We start from the raw sequence: 16,874 nt of genomic DNA, 5'->3' as shown, positions 1-16,874 counted from the left end.
CATGCTAACGCGTTTCAGCCACGGCTGTCAGCGCCAAAAAAGGCGCAAAAAAAATCCGCGCGGGTCGCCCGGCGCGGATTTTCACAGCCATTAACGCATCAGATATCGATGTTCGCCGCTTTCAGGGCGTTTTCTTCGATAAAGGCGCGACGCGGTTCAACCGCATCGCCCATCAGCGTGGTGAACAGCTGATCGGCAGCGATGGCGTCCTTGACGGTCACGCGCAGCATGCGGCGACTTTCCGGATCCATGGTGGTTTCCCACAGTTGCTCCGGGTTCATCTCGCCCAGACCTTTATAACGCTGCACCGACAGGCCGCGGCGCGACTCTTTCACCAGCCACTCCAGCGCCTGCTCGAAGCTGTCTACCGGCTGACGGCGTTCGCCGCGCTCGATGAACGCGCCCTCTTCGATCAGCCCGCGCAGCTGCTCGCCCAGCTGGCAGATCTTGCGGTATTCGCCGCCGTGGATGAAGTCGAAGTCCAGCTTGTAGTCGGTATCCACGCCGTGGGTGCGGATGCGCAGCGCCGGCTCGAACATCTGGCGCTCACGGTTCTCGAAGATCACGAAATCATAGCTGCTGCCGTGCTGCTCTTTGTCGTTCAGCGCCTGCACCAGCGACGCGATCCAGGTCTTCACCTTGGCTTCATCGCTGAGATCGCCTTCGTTCAGCGTCGGCTGATAGATCAGGCTGTTCAACAGCGCGCGCGGGTAGCGGCGCTCCATGCGGCCGATCAGCTTCTGCACGCCATAGTGCTCGGCCACCAGTTTTTCCAACTGCTCGCCGCCGAGCGCCGGTGCGCTGGCGTTGGTGTGCAGCGTGGCGCCGTCCATCGCGATGGCGATCTGGTACTGATCCATCGCCTCATCATCTTTGATGTACTGCTCCTGCTTGCCTTTCTTCACCTTGTACAGCGGCGGCTGTGCGATGAACACGTGGCCACGCTCGATGATTTCCGGCATTTGGCGGTAGAAGAAGGTCAACAGCAGCGTACGGATGTGCGAACCGTCGACGTCGGCATCGGTCATGATAATGATGCTGTGATAACGCAGCTTGTCCGGGCTGTACTCGTCGCGGCCGATGCCGCAACCCAGCGCGGTGATCAGCGTCGCCACTTCCTGTGAAGAGAGCATTTTGTCGAAACGCGCTTTCTCGACGTTGAGGATTTTCCCCTTCAGCGGCAAGATAGCCTGGTTCTTGCGGTTGCGCCCCTGCTTGGCAGAGCCGCCCGCGGAGTCCCCTTCCACCAGGTAGAGTTCGGACAGCGCCGGATCGCGTTCCTGGCAGTCCGCCAGCTTGCCCGGCAGGCCGGCCAGATCCAGCGCGCCTTTGCGGCGGGTCATCTCACGCGCTTTACGCGCCGCTTCGCGCGCGCGCGCCGCGTCGATGATTTTGCCGACCACGATTTTCGCGTCGCCCGGATTTTCCATCAGGTAATCCACCAGCTTCTCGTTCATCAGAGTTTCAACCGCGGTTTTCACCTCGGAAGAGACCAGCTTGTCCTTGGTCTGAGAGGAGAACTTGGGATCCGGCACCTTCACCGACACCACGGCGATCAGGCCTTCACGCGCGTCATCGCCGGTGGCGCTGACCTTGGCCTTCTTGCTGTAGCCTTCCTTCTCCATGTAGCTGTTCAGCGTACGAGTCATCGCGGTACGGAAACCGACCAGGTGCGTGCCGCCGTCGCGCTGCGGAATGTTGTTGGTGAAGCAGTAGATGTTTTCCTGGAAACCGTCGTTCCACTGCAGCGCCACTTCCACGCCGATGTCGTCTTTCACGGTGGAGAAGTAGAACACGTTCGGGTGGATCGGCGTTTTGTTCTTGTTCAGGTACTCGACAAACGCCTTGATGCCGCCTTCGTAATGGAAGTGGTCTTCACGGTCAGTGCGCTTGTCCTTCAGGCGGATAGACACGCCGGAGTTGAGGAAGGACAGCTCGCGCAGGCGCTTGGCCAGAATGTCGTACTCGAAATCGGTCACATTGGTAAAGGTCTGGTGGCTTGGCCAGAAGCGCACCATAGTGCCGGTCTGCTCGGTTTCGCCCACCACGGTCAGCGGCGCCTGCGGCTCGCCGTGGCTGTAAGTTTGTTCGTGCACTTTGCCTTCGCGGCGGATCACCAGCTCCAGTTTCTCCGACAGGGCGTTAACCACCGAGACGCCCACGCCGTGCAGGCCGCCGGAAACTTTATAGGAGTTGTCGTCGAATTTACCGCCGGCGTGCAGCACGGTCATGATGACCTCTGCGGCTGAAACCCCTTCTTCCGGGTGAATGCCGGTCGGAATGCCGCGGCCGTCATCCTGCACCGATACCGAGTTGTCGGCATGGATGGTGACCTGAATGTCGCTACAGTGGCCCGCGAGCGCTTCGTCGATAGCGTTGTCCACAACCTCGAATACCATGTGGTGCAGACCGGTGCCGTCATCGGTATCGCCGATATACATGCCCGGGCGCTTGCGCACCGCATCCAGCCCTTTTAATACCTTGATACTTGAGGAGTCATAAGAATTCGACATCAACGTTTCTCGCTCATTTTAGTCCTGTGGTTGAACCTCTATTTTACCCTGTTCCACGCGGAACATCTTGCCCTTTTCACCGGCCATGTCGGTCACTTGCTCAGCGCTGACCGCGCTGACAAAAACCTGGGCCTGGGTGGCTTTCAGGCGATCGGCCAGCAACCGGCGACGGCCGGTGTCCAGCTCGGAGGCAAAATCATCAATCAGATACAGGCAACGCCGCCCGCTCTGCCGGGTGAGAAACTCACCCTGCGCCAAGCGCAACGCGCACATCAGCAGCTTAAGCTGACCGCGCGATAACAAATCCTCTACCGGCGTGCCGTCGGCACGAATGCGAAAGTCCGCTTTATGCGGCCCCACCGCGGTATAGGTCAACGCCCTGTCGCGCTCAAACTGGCGCTCCAGCAGCTCGCCGTAGTCGCTCTCTTTGTCCCAGCCGCGCTGGAAGGAGAAGCTCAGGGCGAATTCAGGCAGAAACTGCGCGCAGGTCGCGGTGATATCCGCGGCGATCGCGTCGCTGTATTCCGCCCGCCATTCGCTGATGCGCTCCGCGAGCGGGATCAGTTCCTGATCCCAGGCGCGGATCTGCGCATAGCGACTCACCTGGCGCAGCGCGGCATTGCGCTGCTTCAGTAACCGTTTCAGGTTGCTCCAGGCGGTGAAAAAACCGGGTTCGTTATGAAAACAGCCCCAGTCCAGGAAAGCGCGCCGGAATTTCGGCCCGCCGTTCAGCAGGGTAAAACCTTCGGGGGTGATCAGCTGCATGGGCAGCAGCTGCGCCAGCTCGGCCACCTTGTGGCCGTCGCTGCCATCGATGCGTACTTTGCTGTCACCCTGACGGCTCTTGCTCAATCCTACCGACAGCTCGCGCTCCGCGCCGTCGATGCGGCCATGCAGCACGAACTCCGGTTGGTCGTGGCGGATCACCCGACCGGCCTGCAGGCTGCGAAAGGCGCGGCCATGGCCGAGCGTATACACCGCCTCCAGCACGCTGGTCTTGCCGCTGCCGTTGGCGCCGACCAGGAAGTTGAATCCCGGCGCCAGCGCCAAATCCGCCGCCTCGATATTGCGGAAGTCTTTAATCAATAAACGCGTCAGAGCCATGCAATCTCTTTACCGATGACGGTGCTGTAATTCAAGGTAACGAGACTACAACCGCATTGGCATGACAACGTAGGCCGCCGCCTGGCTGGCGCCGTCTTCGATCTGCACGCTGGAGACCGAGTCGGTCAACAGCAGGCGCACGTCTTCACACTTGAGCGCGTTCAACACGTCCAGCACGTAGCTGACGTTGAAACCGATCTCCATCTCCGCGCCGTCGTAGCTGACGTCGAGGATCTCTTCCGCCTCTTCCTGCTCCGGGTTGTTGGCGGTGATCTTCAGCTGGTTCTGGCTGACGTACAGCCGCACGCCGCGGAATTTCTCGTTCGAGAGAATGGCCGCGCGGGCGAACGCCTGCTTGAGCAGATCGCAGCCGGCTTCCAGCGTTTTGTCCGGGTTCTTCGGCAAGACGCGGCGATAGTCCGGGAAACGGCCGTCAACCAGCTTGGACGTGAAGATGAAATCGCCGACGTGGGCGCGAATGTTGTTGCTGCCGATCTGCAGCTGCAACAGCGAATCGCCGCCGTCCAGCAAGCGCACCAGCTCCATCACCCCTTTACGCGGCACGATCACCGAATGCGACGGCAGCTGCTGGCCGATCGGCATCGAGCACACCGCCAGGCGGTGGCCGTCGGTCGCGACGGTGCGCAGCTCTTCGCCTTCGGTTTCAAACAGCATGCCGTTCAGGTAGTAACGCACGTCCTGGTGGGCCATCGAGAACTGGGTGGCTTCGATCAGGCGCTTCAGCGTCGCCTGCGGCAAGGTGAATTCCACCTCGCTCTGCCAGTCGTCCAGGTTCGGGAAGTCCGCCGCGGGCAGCGTGGACAGCGAGAAGCGGCTGCGGCCGGACCGCACCAGCATGCGCTCGCTCTCCAGCGTGACGGCAATCTCCGCCCCTTCCGGCAGGCCACGGCAGATATCAAAGAATTTGCGCGCGGGCACGGTGGTCGCGCCCGGCTCGTGCGGCTGGGACAGGGCGACGCGCGCCACCATCTCCATCTCCAGATCGGTGCCGGTCAGCAGCAGGGAGCCTTCCGTCACCTGCAGCAGCAGGTTGCCCAGGATCGGCAAGGTCGGGCGGCCGCCCAGCGGGCTGCTCACCTGTTGCAGCGGTTTTAGCAGATGCTCACGTTCAACGATAAATTTCATAGCGCTATGAAGATAATGTTCTGATTAAATTGGAGAAATCTTCTTTGATGTCGTGACTTTCCTCACGCAACTGCTCGATCTTCCGGCAGGCGTGCAACACCGTGGTATGGTCGCGGCCACCAAACGCATCGCCGATTTCCGGCAGGCTGTGGTTGGTGAGTTCCTTCGCCAGCGCCATCGCCATCTGGCGCGGGCGGGCAACGGATCGCGAACGCCGCTTGGACAGCAAATCCGCGACTTTAATCTTGTAATACTCCGCCACCGTCTTTTGGATATTGTCGATGGTGACCAGCTTTTCCTGCAGCGCCAGCAGATCGCGCAGCGCTTCGCGCACGAAATCGATGGTGATGGCCCGGCCGGTAAAGTTGGCGTTGGCGATCACGCGGTTCAGCGCCCCTTCGAGCTCACGCACGTTGGAACGCAGGCGCTTGGCGATGAAGAACGCCACTTCGCCCGGCAGGCGAATGTCGTTTTCGTCGGCCTTTTTCATCAGGATCGCCACGCGGGTTTCCAGCTCCGGCGGCTCGATCGCCACCGTCAGCCCCCAGCCGAAGCGGGACTTCAGACGATCTTCCACCCCGTTGATCTCTTTAGGGTAGCGATCCGAAGTCAGGATGATCTGCTGATTGCCTTCCAACAGGGCGTTAAAGGTATGGAAGAACTCTTCCTGCGAACGCTCCTTGTTGGCAAAGAATTGGATGTCATCGATCAGCAACGCGTCGACCGAACGGTAGTAGCGCTTAAACTCTTCGATGGCATTGTTCTGCAACGCTTTGACCATGTCCTGCACGAAGCGTTCCGAGTGCATGTAGACCACTTTGGCGTTGGCCTTGCGCGCCATGATGCCGTTGCCGACCGCGTGCAGCAGGTGAGTTTTACCCAGGCCGGTGCCGCCATACAGGAACAAAGGGTTGTAGGCGCCGCCCGGATTGTCCGCCACCTGGCGAGCCGCCGCGCGCGCCAGCTGGTTGGACTTACCCTCGACGAAGTTGTCGAAGGTATGTTTGGGGTTGACGTTGGAGCGATAAGAGAGCTCGGGTTGCGCCGCCGCGTTGTCCCAGCTCGGGCGCGAAGGCGCGGCCGTGCGCGCCGCCGGAGCCGCAGGGACGCTGCTGACGCTGGCGGTCACGGTCTGGCTGATCACCTGCGTGATCGGCTTGCTACCGACTTCAAAACGCAGCAAAGGCGCGTCCGTGCCGCAGAAATCATTCAGCAGACCATTGATGTTGTTTAAGTACTTATCGCGAACCCAATCCAGCACAAAACGGTTAGGCGCGTACAGCGCCAGGGTGTTGTCACTCAGTTCCGCCTGCAATGGGCGAATCCACATACTAAATTCTGTGGCAGGTAACTCATCCTGCAATCGGGCAAGACACTGCTGCCAAAGCGAAAGTGACACGGCGGACTCCACTCGAACAAGATCAATAAAGAAAAGAAACGGGCAACTTTTTTATAACTCATGATTTTTGACACATACCCGGCATCGGCTGTTTGCCTGTGGGGGATGCGAACCGCCTTTCACGGTTTGTGTCCCTCACGATCCCGGCATGAGGGATCGCGATCGGAATGACGGATCATAGCGCAATCCGAGCAAGAGATCCTCCCCTTCCTCACAGATTAGATCCATTTTATCCACAGGCCGCGGCCGGCGGCGATCTTTTCACCGCCAGCGCCGAATGACCGCGCAGATCCCGGCCGCTGCGCCGCGTTTTTTACATTGTCAACCGGTTATACCCTGTTATCCACGCCGGATCCTGCGATCGCGCGCAAAGGATCTCACGGGGATCCTTGCGATTTCACCCCGAGTCCGTATAATCTTCGCCCTACGTGTGATACCTGGTTCCTTATGGTGCGTCATTAGCCAGACAGGATTCTGCGGTGACCACGGGCCAAGACCGGATTTTGTTCCGTTATTGGCAGACAACCAGGTAGGCTGGCGCGATGCGAATTGACTCAGGACTGTACAATTATTACAATCCCGCTTCTTTATGTATTGCGATTGAGGCGTCGGTCATCTTCACGCCGAGTAGCCAAACGCGTTTACTGATCAGTAATTATTTTAAGTTTAGGTAGAAATCGCTATGAAACGCACTTTCCAACCGTCCGTATTGAAGCGCAACCGTAGCCACGGTTTCCGTGCTCGTATGGCCACCAAAAATGGTCGTCAAGTTCTGGCCCGCCGTCGTGCGAAAGGCCGTGCTCGTCTGACTGTTTCTAAGTAATAAAGCTAACCCGCTGAGTGGTTAAGCTCGCTTTTCCCAGGGAGTTACGTTTGTTAACTCCCACTCATTTCACTTTCGTCTTCCAGCAGCCACAACGGGCTGGCACGCCGCAAATCACCATCCTCGGCCGCCTGAACCAGCTGGGGCATCCCCGCATCGGTCTTACCGTCGCCAAAAAACACGTCAAACGCGCGCACGAGCGTAATCGGATCAAACGCCTAACCCGCGAGAGCTTCCGCCTGCGCCAGCACGAATTACCGGCGATGGATTTTGTCGTGGTGGCCAAAAAGGGGATAGCGGATTTGGATAACCGCGCGCTGACGGAAGCTTTGGATAAATTATGGCGTCGCCACTGTCGCCAGGCTCCCGCATCCTGATCGGGCTGGTGCGGGCCTATCAGCTCGTCATCAGCCCGCTGCTAGGGCCTCGTTGTCGCTTCCAGCCGACATGCTCTCATTACGCAATTGAGGCATTAAGCAGGTTTGGCATGATAAAAGGCAGTTGGTTAGCATTGAAACGCGTATTAAAATGCCACCCTTTGAACCCAGGTGGCGATGATCCGGTGCCGCCAAAAACCGACGATAACAGAGAACACTAACGATGGATTCGCAACGCAATCTTCTTCTCATCGCTCTGCTGTTCGTGTCTTTCATGATCTGGCAGGCATGGCAAACGGACAATGCTCCGCAGCCGGCCGCACAGACCACGCAACAGACTTCGAACGCAGTAGCCGGTGATGCCGCCAGCCAGGCCGTGCCAGCCAGTGGTCAGGGTAAGCTGATTACCGTGAACACCGACGTGCTGTCACTGACCATCAACACCCGTGGTGGCGATATCGAGCAGGCTAAACTGTTGGCCTACCCGGATACTCTGGGTTCATCGACTCCGTTCCAACTGCTGGAAACCACCCCGTCGTTCGTCTATCAGGCGCAAAGCGGCCTGACCGGTAAAAACGGCCCGGACAACCCGGCCAACGGCGAACGCCCGCTGTATCAGGCGGCGCAGGACAGCTACACCCTGCCGGAAGGCCAGGACGAGCTGCGCATCCCGCTGACCTACACCGATAAAGACGGCGCGATCTACACCAAGACCTTCGTGCTCAAACGCAATCACTATGCGGTCGGCGTGGATTACAGCATCGACAACAAAGGCGCGACGCCGCTGGAGCTGACCCTGTTCGGCCAGCTGAAGCAGACCACCGAATTGCCTAAGCACCGCGACACCGGCAGCAGCAACTTCGCGCTGCACACCTTCCGCGGCGCGGCGTACTCGTCCAGCGAGGACAAGTACCAGAAATACGCGTTCGACAAAGACGAAAACCTGAGCGTCACCACCAAAGACGGTTGGGTCGCCATGCTGCAGCAGTACTTCGCCACCGCGTGGGTGCCGGCGACCAAGGGTGACAACACCTTCTACACCGCCAAACCGGGCGACAACCTGTCCACCATCGGCTTCAAATCTACGCCGGTCGTGGTGCAGCCGGGCGCTCAGCAGCAGCTGAACGCGACCCTGTGGGTCGGCCCGGAGCTGCAGGACCAGATGGCCCAGTTGGCGCCGCACCTGGATCTGACCGTGGATTACGGTTGGCTGTGGTTTATCTCCCAGCCGCTGTTCAAACTGCTGAAGTTCATCCACGGCTTTATCGGTAACTGGGGCTTCTCCATCATCATCATCACCTTCATCGTGCGCGGCATCATGTACCCGCTGACCAAGGCGCAGTACACCTCGATGGCGAAAATGCGCATGCTGCAGCCGAAGCTGCAGGCGATGCGCGAGCGCATCGGTGATGACAAACAGCGCATGAGCCAAGAGATGATGGCGCTGTACAAGGCGGAGAAAGTGAACCCGCTCGGCGGCTGCCTGCCGCTGATCATTCAGATGCCGATCTTCCTGGCGCTGTACTACATGCTGATGGGTTCGGTCGAGCTGCGCCACGCGCCGTTCGCCCTGTGGATCCATGACCTGTCGGCGCAAGACCCGTACTACATCCTGCCAATCCTGATGGGCGTGACGATGTTCTTCATTCAGAAGATGTCGCCGACCACCGTGACTGATCCGATGCAGCAGAAAATCATGACCTTCATGCCGGTGATCTTCACAGTATTCTTCCTGTGGTTCCCGTCCGGTCTGGTGCTGTACTACATCGTCAGCAACCTGGTGACCATCCTGCAGCAGCAGCTGATTTACCGTGGTCTGGAAAAACGCGGTCTGCACAGCCGCGACAAGAAAAAAAGCTAAGCGTAGTGTAGGGGTTCGGCGCGCCGACCCTTGCAGTAACACCAAAGGCGGTCATTAGACCGCCTTTTTGCATCTTAATCGTCAGAGAGAACCGTTATGAGCACCACCGATACCATCGTAGCCCAAGCCACCCCGCCGGGACGCGGCGGCGTCGGCATTCTGCGCATTTCCGGAAGCAAGGCCAAAGACGTCGCCCAGGCGTTGCTCGGCAAGCTGCCGAAGCCGCGCTACGCTGACTATCTGCCGTTCCGCGACGCCACGGGCGCCACCCTCGATCAGGGCATCGCGCTGTGGTTCCCGGGACCGAACTCCTTTACCGGCGAAGACGTGCTGGAGCTGCAGGGCCACGGCGGGCCGGTGATCCTCGATCTGTTGCTCAAGCGCGTGCTGGCGCTGCCCGACGTGCGCATCGCGCGGCCCGGCGAGTTCTCCGAGCGCGCGTTTCTCAACGACAAACTCGATTTGGCGCAGGCCGAAGCGATTGCCGATCTGATCGACGCCAGCTCCGAGCAGGCGGCGCGCTCGGCGATGAACTCGCTCCAGGGCGCGTTTTCCACCCGCATCCACCAGCTCGTGGAAGCGCTCACTCACCTGCGAATCTACGTGGAAGCGGCGATCGACTTCCCGGACGAGGAAATCGACTTCCTGTCCGACGGTAAAATCGAGGCGCAGCTCAACGACGTCATGGCGGATCTGGACAGCGTGCGCGGCGAAGCGCGCCAGGGCAGCCTGCTGCGTGAAGGGATGAAGGTGGTGATCGCCGGGCGCCCCAACGCCGGCAAATCGAGCCTGCTCAATGCGTTGGCCGGGCGCGAGGCGGCGATCGTCACCGATATCGCCGGCACCACCCGCGACGTCTTGCGCGAGCATATCCATATCGACGGCATGCCGCTGCACATCATCGACACCGCCGGCCTGCGCGACGCCAGCGACGAAGTGGAACGCATCGGCATCGAACGTGCATGGAACGAGATCGAACAGGCCGACAGGGTGCTGTTTATGGTTGACGGCACCACCACCGCCGCCACCGAGCCGGCGGAGATCTGGCCGGAGTTTATGGCGCGCCTGCCAGGCACGTTGCCGATCACCGTGGTGCGCAATAAGGCCGACATCACCGGTGAAACGCTGGGTCTGACGGAAGTGAATAACCACTCACTTATTCGCCTGTCGGCCCGCACCGGCGAAGGCGTCGATGTGCTGCGCGATCATCTTAAACAGAGCATGGGCTTCACCAGCAACATGGAAGGCGGCTTCCTGGCGCGCCGCCGCCACCTGCAGGCGCTGGAACTGGCGGCACAGCATCTGGTGCAGGGCAAAGAACAGTTAGTGAGCGCTTACGCGGGGGAGCTGTTGGCCGAAGAACTGCGCCAGGCGCAGCTGGCCTTGAGTGAAATCACCGGTGAATTCACCTCCGACGACCTGCTGGGCCGCATTTTCTCCAGCTTCTGTATCGGCAAGTAACACCGCCAGACGCCTTCACGGCCGGGACAAGCCCTTGTTCCGGCCGTTTTTCTTTTCCGCTCTCGCTCTGCGCGCCTGCTCACAGAGCCGCAGCAGCGTCCCGCGCTATACTGGCCAGTCAGGAATCTCTCTCAGGAACGAGTCAACATGGCATTGACCCTCAAGGTATTGCTGGAAAACCGCCGCGCCGCCGGCGCCAACCCGCTATTGCAGGCCAAGGCCGGGTTAAGCCTGCTGATTGAGGATGATACGACGTCCATACTGTTCGATACCGGCCCCGACGACAGCTTTCTGCGCAATGCGGCGCTGATGGGTGTCGATCTCTCCCGTATCACCGCGACGGTGCTCTCCCACGGCCACTATGACCACTGCGGCGGCGTCGCCTGGCTGCCAGACAACAGCCGTATCATCTGCCACCCGCAGGTCGGCGATGAGCGCTATGCGGCGCTGAAGGTGCTGGGCCACACTCGGAAAATCAAAAAGCTCTCTTTGGATATCGACTACTCACGCCACCGCATGCAATACAGCCGCGAACCGCTGGCGATCGGCGATCGCTTTATGTGGTCAGGCGAAATCGCGGCGCCCGCACCCCGCGCCTACGGGGTGATCGCCGGGGAGAACGCAGCGGTAGATTACGTTATTGACGAAGGGGTGCTGATTTACAAATCGGATCGCGGTCTGGTGATCGTGACCGGCTGCGGGCACCGAGGGATCGTGAATATCGTGCGCCATTGCCAGCAAATCACCGGAATCGACAGGATCCACGCCTTGATCGGCGGTTTTCATCTGCGCTGCGCTTCCCCGCGCACGCTCTGGCGCGTCCGCCGTTTTTTACGGCAGCATCAGCCGGAAAAGATCATGGGCTGCCACTGTACCGGCGCCTGGGGCCGGCTATGGCTGCCGGCAGGGCTCGCGCCGGCCACCGGCGATACGCTGGTTCTGGATTAAGCGTGCCGTTTTACACCAACAACGTCGCGATTACCGCGATGCCGGAGCCCAGCACGACGACGCCGATCCCCTTTTGCCTGCCGTCGCCCCGTAGCAAAAAATACAGTGATGGGATGAAAAAGACGGTCATCACGATAACGGGTATCGACCAGCCCGAGATGATCTTGATAATGCTCGGGTTGATCGTACCAATAAACGTACAGACAACGATATTCCCTGCGATGATTCTCTTTTTGCCCGCCACGCCGAAGGACGTAATGCCATCGATCACGCCGGTCAACGTGCCGATATAGGCGCCGCCGGTCAGTAAACATAGCAACAGGGCAGCGCCTAACCACGCCGTGGCGCTGCCGGTCAAACCGGCGGTATAAAACAGCGCATCCACATTGCGGCTGTTAATGATTGAGATGTCATCCAGCGTCAGCAAACGGCTGATGGCGATAACGATCATGACGATAAACGCCATGATCAGTACCTTGCCAAACAGAATACTGCGTGCCTGCGGTCGCACGGCGCTTTTCGCAAAGCGCTGGATGCACGGGGTAAAGTTAAATGTAAAAAGAAAAATTGGCAGCAGCAGCCACGTCTGCAATGAAATGCCAGGCGACGCCTGCACCGCCTGCCGCCCCCCTGCAGGTTGTAACAGGAAAAACACCGCCAGGATCGCCACCAGTACGATAGAAACCAGTGCCATTCTGGAAATCAGGTGCTCGACTCGCTGACTAAACGCCAACCATGCCGCCGACAGCGCGGCACTCAGCAACAGCGAAATGCCGCCCCTAACCCAGAATCCGTTGTGGAAAAAAGACGCGACGACGTTGACCAAAGTGATGAAATTTATCAGCACGATAATAATCATCGACAAAATAAACAGCACACAGACGATTGCCGCTGCCCGCTCGCCGATAAACGTCGATGATGCCGCCAGGAAATCTTTCTCCGGGTGCGAAATGATGAATTTGAAAAAAAGATAGTGCGCCATCATCGATACCGACATGGCGATAACGATAAACAGCATGAACACCTTCATCCCCAGCACGCCCGGCCCCACCGCCTGCGGCAAAAAGAAAATCCCGGCGCCGAATGCCGTGGAGAAGAAAGTGACTGGCCAATACAAGTGTGAGATTTTCATGATGATGCTCGACCATCATGGCTATGCGCGACACATAGCCAGTTGGCACAAAAAATGTCATTCGAAACAGGATTTACCGAAGAAGACCAGCAAAGAAGGCAAGGCGAAATTATCGTAAAAAGTCGCGGCCGCACGATAGCCGTTAAGCACGTTGACGCGTGAACACAGCGGAAAAACGCCAATATGCGACGTATAATTATCAAAGATTTTATTGGAGGAAATACGATACCGAATGGCCCTGAACGTCGCGGCATTTCCCGCCGCGCAGGTCGGTTTATTTTCCTTGATGATATCGAACGCGTGTTCACCCACCGTCATCTTCACATTTCCGTCTTGGCGCTGAAAATACGCCTCTTTATCCATACGGTTTTTAATGTGGCGTTTAAAGCGATCCGCCATGTTTTTCTCACTGACATAAAATGCATTGATATCAATGTCATGGCGTTGATTAGACGCCAGAATGTAGTCGTTTATTTTTTCCGGAATGATGTACGGCGATGTCGCCATCTTCCTGAATTCGTTAGCGCCGTCTATCTCGCTGCCATCGTTTTTTTCCATATAGAAATCATTTATTTCCATCAAGAAGTCAGGCTGAACACCGAGCCGTCTGATGGATTCGGCAATGTAGTCAATGCAGAAGCGCGCGGACTTTTCCACTTCACTGCTGATAGAAAAACGATCGTCCAAATTAACCACGGTATGCCCGCCGGAAATCACCACCTTATCCGTCAAAAAAGATGATGCCAGCGCGATGAGTTCTTCAACGTTGTTATTTGAAACCTCATTGTTGATAACCTCAGCGATCCCATTCTGATCGGCTTTGTAGACGATAAAGCGATCTTCACCCTTCCAACCTTTTTTGCAGTTACATTTATATTCTTTAAAAACAACACGTTCAGCTGTCTTATAAAAATCGGCGCTTTGCAGCGGCATTAATTCGAGATCTGGCATACCCTTCTTCCCTATTCGTAGCCAATGACGCCAACTTTTTATAACAATAGCTAATGTAAATTTAGTGACCTGACTCTGATAATTAATAAACACCTACAATAAATAGGGTTTTTGTGGGTTTGGTCACATTTTCAAGTTCAGGTTATTTTAACCATTTTTATTATGTGGTTTTATATTTCCAACAAACGAATGCGGAGAGGTGGGCGAGTGGTTTAAGCCAGATTTAAGAAACTAACCGTTTCTTAAATCCACACGAGTCATCGTGTCGTAGGTTCGAATCCTGCTCTCTCCGCCAACTTTTTCTTATCAGGCGGTATTTTATGGGTTCATTGGACGCCGTCGATTCGAAAGCGGCTGGCTTCGGAACTGATTAATTTTATGTACGACCCCATTACGCAACGCGATTTGAGGTCTGAATAACCTTCGCCTTGCATGCCCCCATTCCCTCCTGCACAGCGCAAAAGCCAACAAATCGGATAATCCGCATAGTGTTTTTTGATGATAAATCCTCAACTTAGTCTTAATCTAACACCCCTGCGTTCTTAGCGACCCTCTGTCATGGAGTGAACAATGGCGTGTCATTTTGCCCGATGGACCCCGGCCTCCGCTGTCCTGGATACCCAGAGACTCTCCGACGAAGTGATAGCCGCCACCCGCACCTTTTCCGTTAAGCGCCGCACGCGCTACCTGCAAGGGCGCATTCTGCTCGCCGAAATGATGTTCTACCTGTACGGCCTGCCGACGCTGCCCCCCATCGCCACCACGCCGACCGGCCGCCCCTGCTTCGCCGATCATCAGTTGCCCGATTTTAGCCTCGCCTACGCCAGCAACACCGTGGGCGTGCTGCTTAGCGACGAGGGCAAAGTCGGACTGGATATCGAAGTGATGCGGGCGCGCGGCAGCCGGCAAAGCGCGCTGCAGAACGCGCATCAGACGCCGGCGGAAAGTGCCTGGATCGGCGCGCAGGACGATCGGCTGGAGGCGGAGACTCAGCTGTGGAGCATTCGGCAAAGCGTGCTGAAAATTTCCGGCCTCGGCAACAGCGGCCAGTCCACGCTGCGTCTGCATCCCTTCTCCGGTCACCTGCGCTCCAGCGCCACGCCGGACGTTCAGGTGATGAGCGACGCCGACGAATATCTGAGCTGGGCCTGCGCCGGCAGCCCCGAGCTGGATCGTCTGCTGTGCTGGCGCTACGAAGAGCGCGGCGGCCTGCACAAAGACGGGGAAATATCGCCGCGCAGCCCGGCGGCATCCTCACGCTTCGTTAAACTGACGGGCCTGAAGACGCCAGGTTGACGCGGCGCAAAGCGGATAACGCGGTCTTTACCGCACGAGTTACTGGATTAAATTGTAAAGACAGCTAAATGTTGAGCAATCGCCTATTCTCGACCCGCGCTTTAGCCTACTATTCGCCCATGTTGTACGCTGAATCTGCTCATTCGAAAGGGAGAATCACCATGTCAGACCAAGCCTTAAAAATCGTCACTCTACTCGGCAGCCTGCGCAAAGGCTCCTACAACGCCATGGTGGCCCGCGCCCTGCCTGGCCTGGCTCCGCAGGGCGTCACCATTGAAGCGCTGCCCTCCATCCGCGATATCCCGCTGTACGACGCCGACATGCAACAGGGTGAAGGCTTCCCTGCCGCAGTCGAAGCGATAGCAGAGCAGATCCGCCAGGCCGACGGCGTGATCATCGTCACCCCCGAATACAACTATTCCGTGCCCGGCGGGTTGAAAAACGCCATCGATTGGCTGTCTCGCGTACCGAATCAGCCGCTGGCCGGCAAGCCGGTGGCCATTCAAACCAGCTCAATGGGGCCGATCGGCGGCGCGCGCTGCCAATACCATCTGCGTCAGATCCTGGTGTTCCTCGATGCGATGGTAATGAACAAGCCTGAGTTTATGGGCGGCGTGATCCAAAGCAAGGTCGATGAACAGGCCGGTGAACTGAGCGATCAGGGAACGCTGGATTTCCTGACCGGCCAGCTGTCCGCGTTCAGCGATTTTATTCGCCGCGTGGAGTGAAGGTCTCGCGGCGCCCGCGGGGCGCCGCAACAGGACATGACGTCCGTCAATTTATTGAAATTAAAGCCATAGCATCATGTATTTTTTCATTTTAGCGTTATTTTTCGTTTCCATCACCAGTCCCGCTTTCGCCGCAGACATGCGTTATCCCGCCGGTGAAGAACCGCTGGAGCTGCCTGCGCACAGCGCGCTCAACGCCCAGCTGTCGCGATCCGCGCAAAACCAGGAAGATAAAAAACTGGGCGCCATGTCGCTGTACCTGACGCTGATGCGCGAAGACGGCCGCAATGTCTGGGCGCCCTACCAGCTGGCGGTGTCGTCGGCGGAGAAAGGGCAAACCGAGCTGGCGGAGCGCTACCTGCAGCTGAGCGCCGACCGCGGCCTGTGGTACTACTACAACCTGCTGGAGGACGACGCCTTCAACAGCATCCAGCACTCCGCCACCTACCAATCTATCCTGGCCGCCACCAAAGCGCGCTATCTGCAGCACGCTCGCCGCTATGAAGGCAAGGCCAGCTACGCGATACCGGACGGTGAAACGCCGCCCGAAGGGTGGCCAACGGTGATCTTCCTGCATACCTACGGCAAAGCCGCCGCCATCAGTCCCGAGGAGCGGCTGCTGTTCGGCGAAATGGGCGTGGCCTACATCGAGCTCAACGGCACGCAGATGCTGTCGGAAAACAGCTTCCGCTGGTCGAATTACAGCGACGAGAGCACCCAAACCGCCATTCAGCGTACGCTGCAACAGCTGGCTCCGCAGCTAAAGCTGGATCCCCGGCGGATTTACCTCAGCGCCCGCGGCCAGGGCGCGTTGCACGCCGCCAACCTGATCGCCAAGTACCCGCAGTTTTATGCCGGCGCGCTCTTGATCGCCCCCAACGGCGAGATCAAGCCGGCCCAGCAGTCGCTGGCGGCGCAAAAGAAAATCGTGATGGCGTATTACGATCGGCAGAATTTCAGCGAACAGGCGCTGGCATTGCACTTCGCCAATCTGTTCGGGGAGGATAATCAGGTGCAGACGCTGCACTTCGCCCAGGGGGAGGATGCCGCCGGCAGTTGGCAGGCGCGCTTCAGGCGGCCGTTGCAGTGGGTGCTGGATCGGGCGCCGGATGCGACGCCGGGCGTCTAAGATTTC

15 protein-coding genes and 1 pseudogene are annotated in these 16,874 nt (G+C 58.3%); 10 read left to right on the top strand and 6 right to left on the bottom strand.

The features are described from left to right. Window positions 1–98 precede the first annotated feature (98 nt). Genes gyrB through dnaA form a run of 4 tightly spaced genes read right to left on the bottom strand, consistent with a single transcriptional unit; the run spans window position 99 to window position 6,162 of the window. Complete coding sequence (gene gyrB / locus ADK28_RS11310; protein WP_016929599.1) at window positions 99–2,513, bottom strand: DNA topoisomerase (ATP-hydrolyzing) subunit B; 2,415 nt, start codon at window positions 2,511–2,513, stop codon at window positions 99–101. 18 nt (window positions 2,514–2,531) lie between these two features. Next, the gene (gene recF, locus ADK28_RS11305; protein WP_042783382.1) at window positions 2,532–3,617 is read right to left on the bottom strand and encodes a DNA replication/repair protein RecF; all 1,086 of its coding nucleotides are present in this window, start codon (window positions 3,615–3,617) and stop codon (window positions 2,532–2,534) included. Window positions 3,618–3,662: 45 nt separating this feature from the next. Next, window positions 3,663–4,763, bottom strand: coding sequence for a DNA polymerase III subunit beta (dnaN, locus tag ADK28_RS11300; RefSeq protein WP_004933892.1), 1,101 nt, complete (start codon window positions 4,761–4,763; stop codon window positions 3,663–3,665). A 4-nt stretch (window positions 4,764–4,767) separates the two neighbouring features. Beyond that, on the bottom strand, window positions 4,768–6,162 hold the full coding sequence (dnaA, locus tag ADK28_RS11295; protein WP_080286904.1) for a chromosomal replication initiator protein DnaA: 1,395 nt from the start codon (window positions 6,160–6,162) through the stop codon (window positions 4,768–4,770). A 682-nt stretch (window positions 6,163–6,844) separates the two neighbouring features. Between dnaA and rpmH the strand changes: the two genes are divergently transcribed. From rpmH to ADK28_RS11275, 6 genes are all read left to right on the top strand, one after another. Continuing rightward, on the top strand, window positions 6,845–6,985 hold the full coding sequence (gene rpmH / locus ADK28_RS30035) for a 50S ribosomal protein L34 (protein ID WP_000831330.1): 141 nt from the start codon (window positions 6,845–6,847) through the stop codon (window positions 6,983–6,985). Window positions 6,986–7,002: 17 nt separating this feature from the next. Next, window positions 7,003–7,362, top strand: coding sequence for a ribonuclease P protein component (gene rnpA, locus ADK28_RS11290; protein ID WP_004933883.1), 360 nt, complete (start codon window positions 7,003–7,005; stop codon window positions 7,360–7,362). Then, window positions 7,326–7,583: a membrane protein insertion efficiency factor YidD gene (yidD, locus tag ADK28_RS30030; RefSeq protein ID WP_004933881.1), complete on the top strand. Its 258-nt coding sequence runs from the start codon at window positions 7,326–7,328 to the stop codon at window positions 7,581–7,583. The genes rnpA and yidD overlap by 37 nt, the downstream gene beginning before the upstream one ends. Window positions 7,584–7,585: 2 nt before the next feature. Continuing rightward, window positions 7,586–9,223 carry a membrane protein insertase YidC gene (yidC, locus tag ADK28_RS11285; RefSeq protein ID WP_048795690.1) on the top strand — a complete coding sequence of 546 codons (1,638 nt, stop codon included), beginning with the start codon at window positions 7,586–7,588 and terminating at the stop codon, window positions 9,221–9,223. A 96-nt stretch (window positions 9,224–9,319) separates the two neighbouring features. Then, a complete protein-coding gene (mnmE, locus tag ADK28_RS11280) occupies window positions 9,320–10,684 on the top strand; it encodes a tRNA uridine-5-carboxymethylaminomethyl(34) synthesis GTPase MnmE (protein WP_016929602.1) in 1,365 nt (454 codons plus the stop codon). Between the two features lie 147 nt (window positions 10,685–10,831). Next, window positions 10,832–11,632, top strand: coding sequence for an MBL fold metallo-hydrolase (locus ADK28_RS11275; RefSeq protein WP_048795689.1), 801 nt, complete (start codon window positions 10,832–10,834; stop codon window positions 11,630–11,632). Between the two features lie 10 nt (window positions 11,633–11,642). On the opposite strand, the gene ADK28_RS11270 is transcribed toward ADK28_RS11275, so the two are convergent. After that, the gene (locus ADK28_RS11270) at window positions 11,643–12,764 is read right to left on the bottom strand and encodes a threonine/serine transporter (protein WP_033639101.1); all 1,122 of its coding nucleotides are present in this window, start codon (window positions 12,762–12,764) and stop codon (window positions 11,643–11,645) included. A 57-nt stretch (window positions 12,765–12,821) separates the two neighbouring features. Beyond that, window positions 12,822–13,715 carry a hypothetical protein gene (locus ADK28_RS11265; protein ID WP_033639102.1) on the bottom strand — a complete coding sequence of 298 codons (894 nt, stop codon included), beginning with the start codon at window positions 13,713–13,715 and terminating at the stop codon, window positions 12,822–12,824. Window positions 13,716–13,908: 193 nt separating this feature from the next. Here ADK28_RS11265 and ADK28_RS31485 point away from each other — a divergent pair. The 4 genes and pseudogenes from ADK28_RS31485 (at window position 13,909) to ADK28_RS11250 (ending at window position 16,868) form a co-directional block, all read left to right on the top strand. Further along, window positions 13,909–14,010: pseudogene (locus ADK28_RS31485) on the top strand. Between the two features lie 275 nt (window positions 14,011–14,285). Then, complete coding sequence (locus ADK28_RS11260) at window positions 14,286–15,011, top strand: 4'-phosphopantetheinyl transferase family protein (RefSeq protein WP_033639103.1); 726 nt, start codon at window positions 14,286–14,288, stop codon at window positions 15,009–15,011. A gap of 161 nt (window positions 15,012–15,172) precedes the next feature. Next, entirely contained in the window at window positions 15,173–15,739 is a 567-nt protein-coding gene (locus tag ADK28_RS11255; RefSeq protein WP_004933859.1) for an NADPH-dependent FMN reductase, read from the top strand. 76 nt (window positions 15,740–15,815) lie between these two features. After that, window positions 15,816–16,868 carry a hypothetical protein gene (locus ADK28_RS11250; RefSeq protein ID WP_033639104.1) on the top strand — a complete coding sequence of 351 codons (1,053 nt, stop codon included), beginning with the start codon at window positions 15,816–15,818 and terminating at the stop codon, window positions 16,866–16,868. The last annotated feature ends 6 nt before the right edge of the window (window positions 16,869–16,874 follow it).

Source organism: Serratia sp. 506_PEND, assembly GCF_001076875.1.
GTDB classification, from domain to species: domain Bacteria; phylum Pseudomonadota; class Gammaproteobacteria; order Enterobacterales; family Enterobacteriaceae; genus Serratia; species Serratia marcescens.
This window is presented reverse-complemented; position numbering and strand designations above follow the sequence as displayed.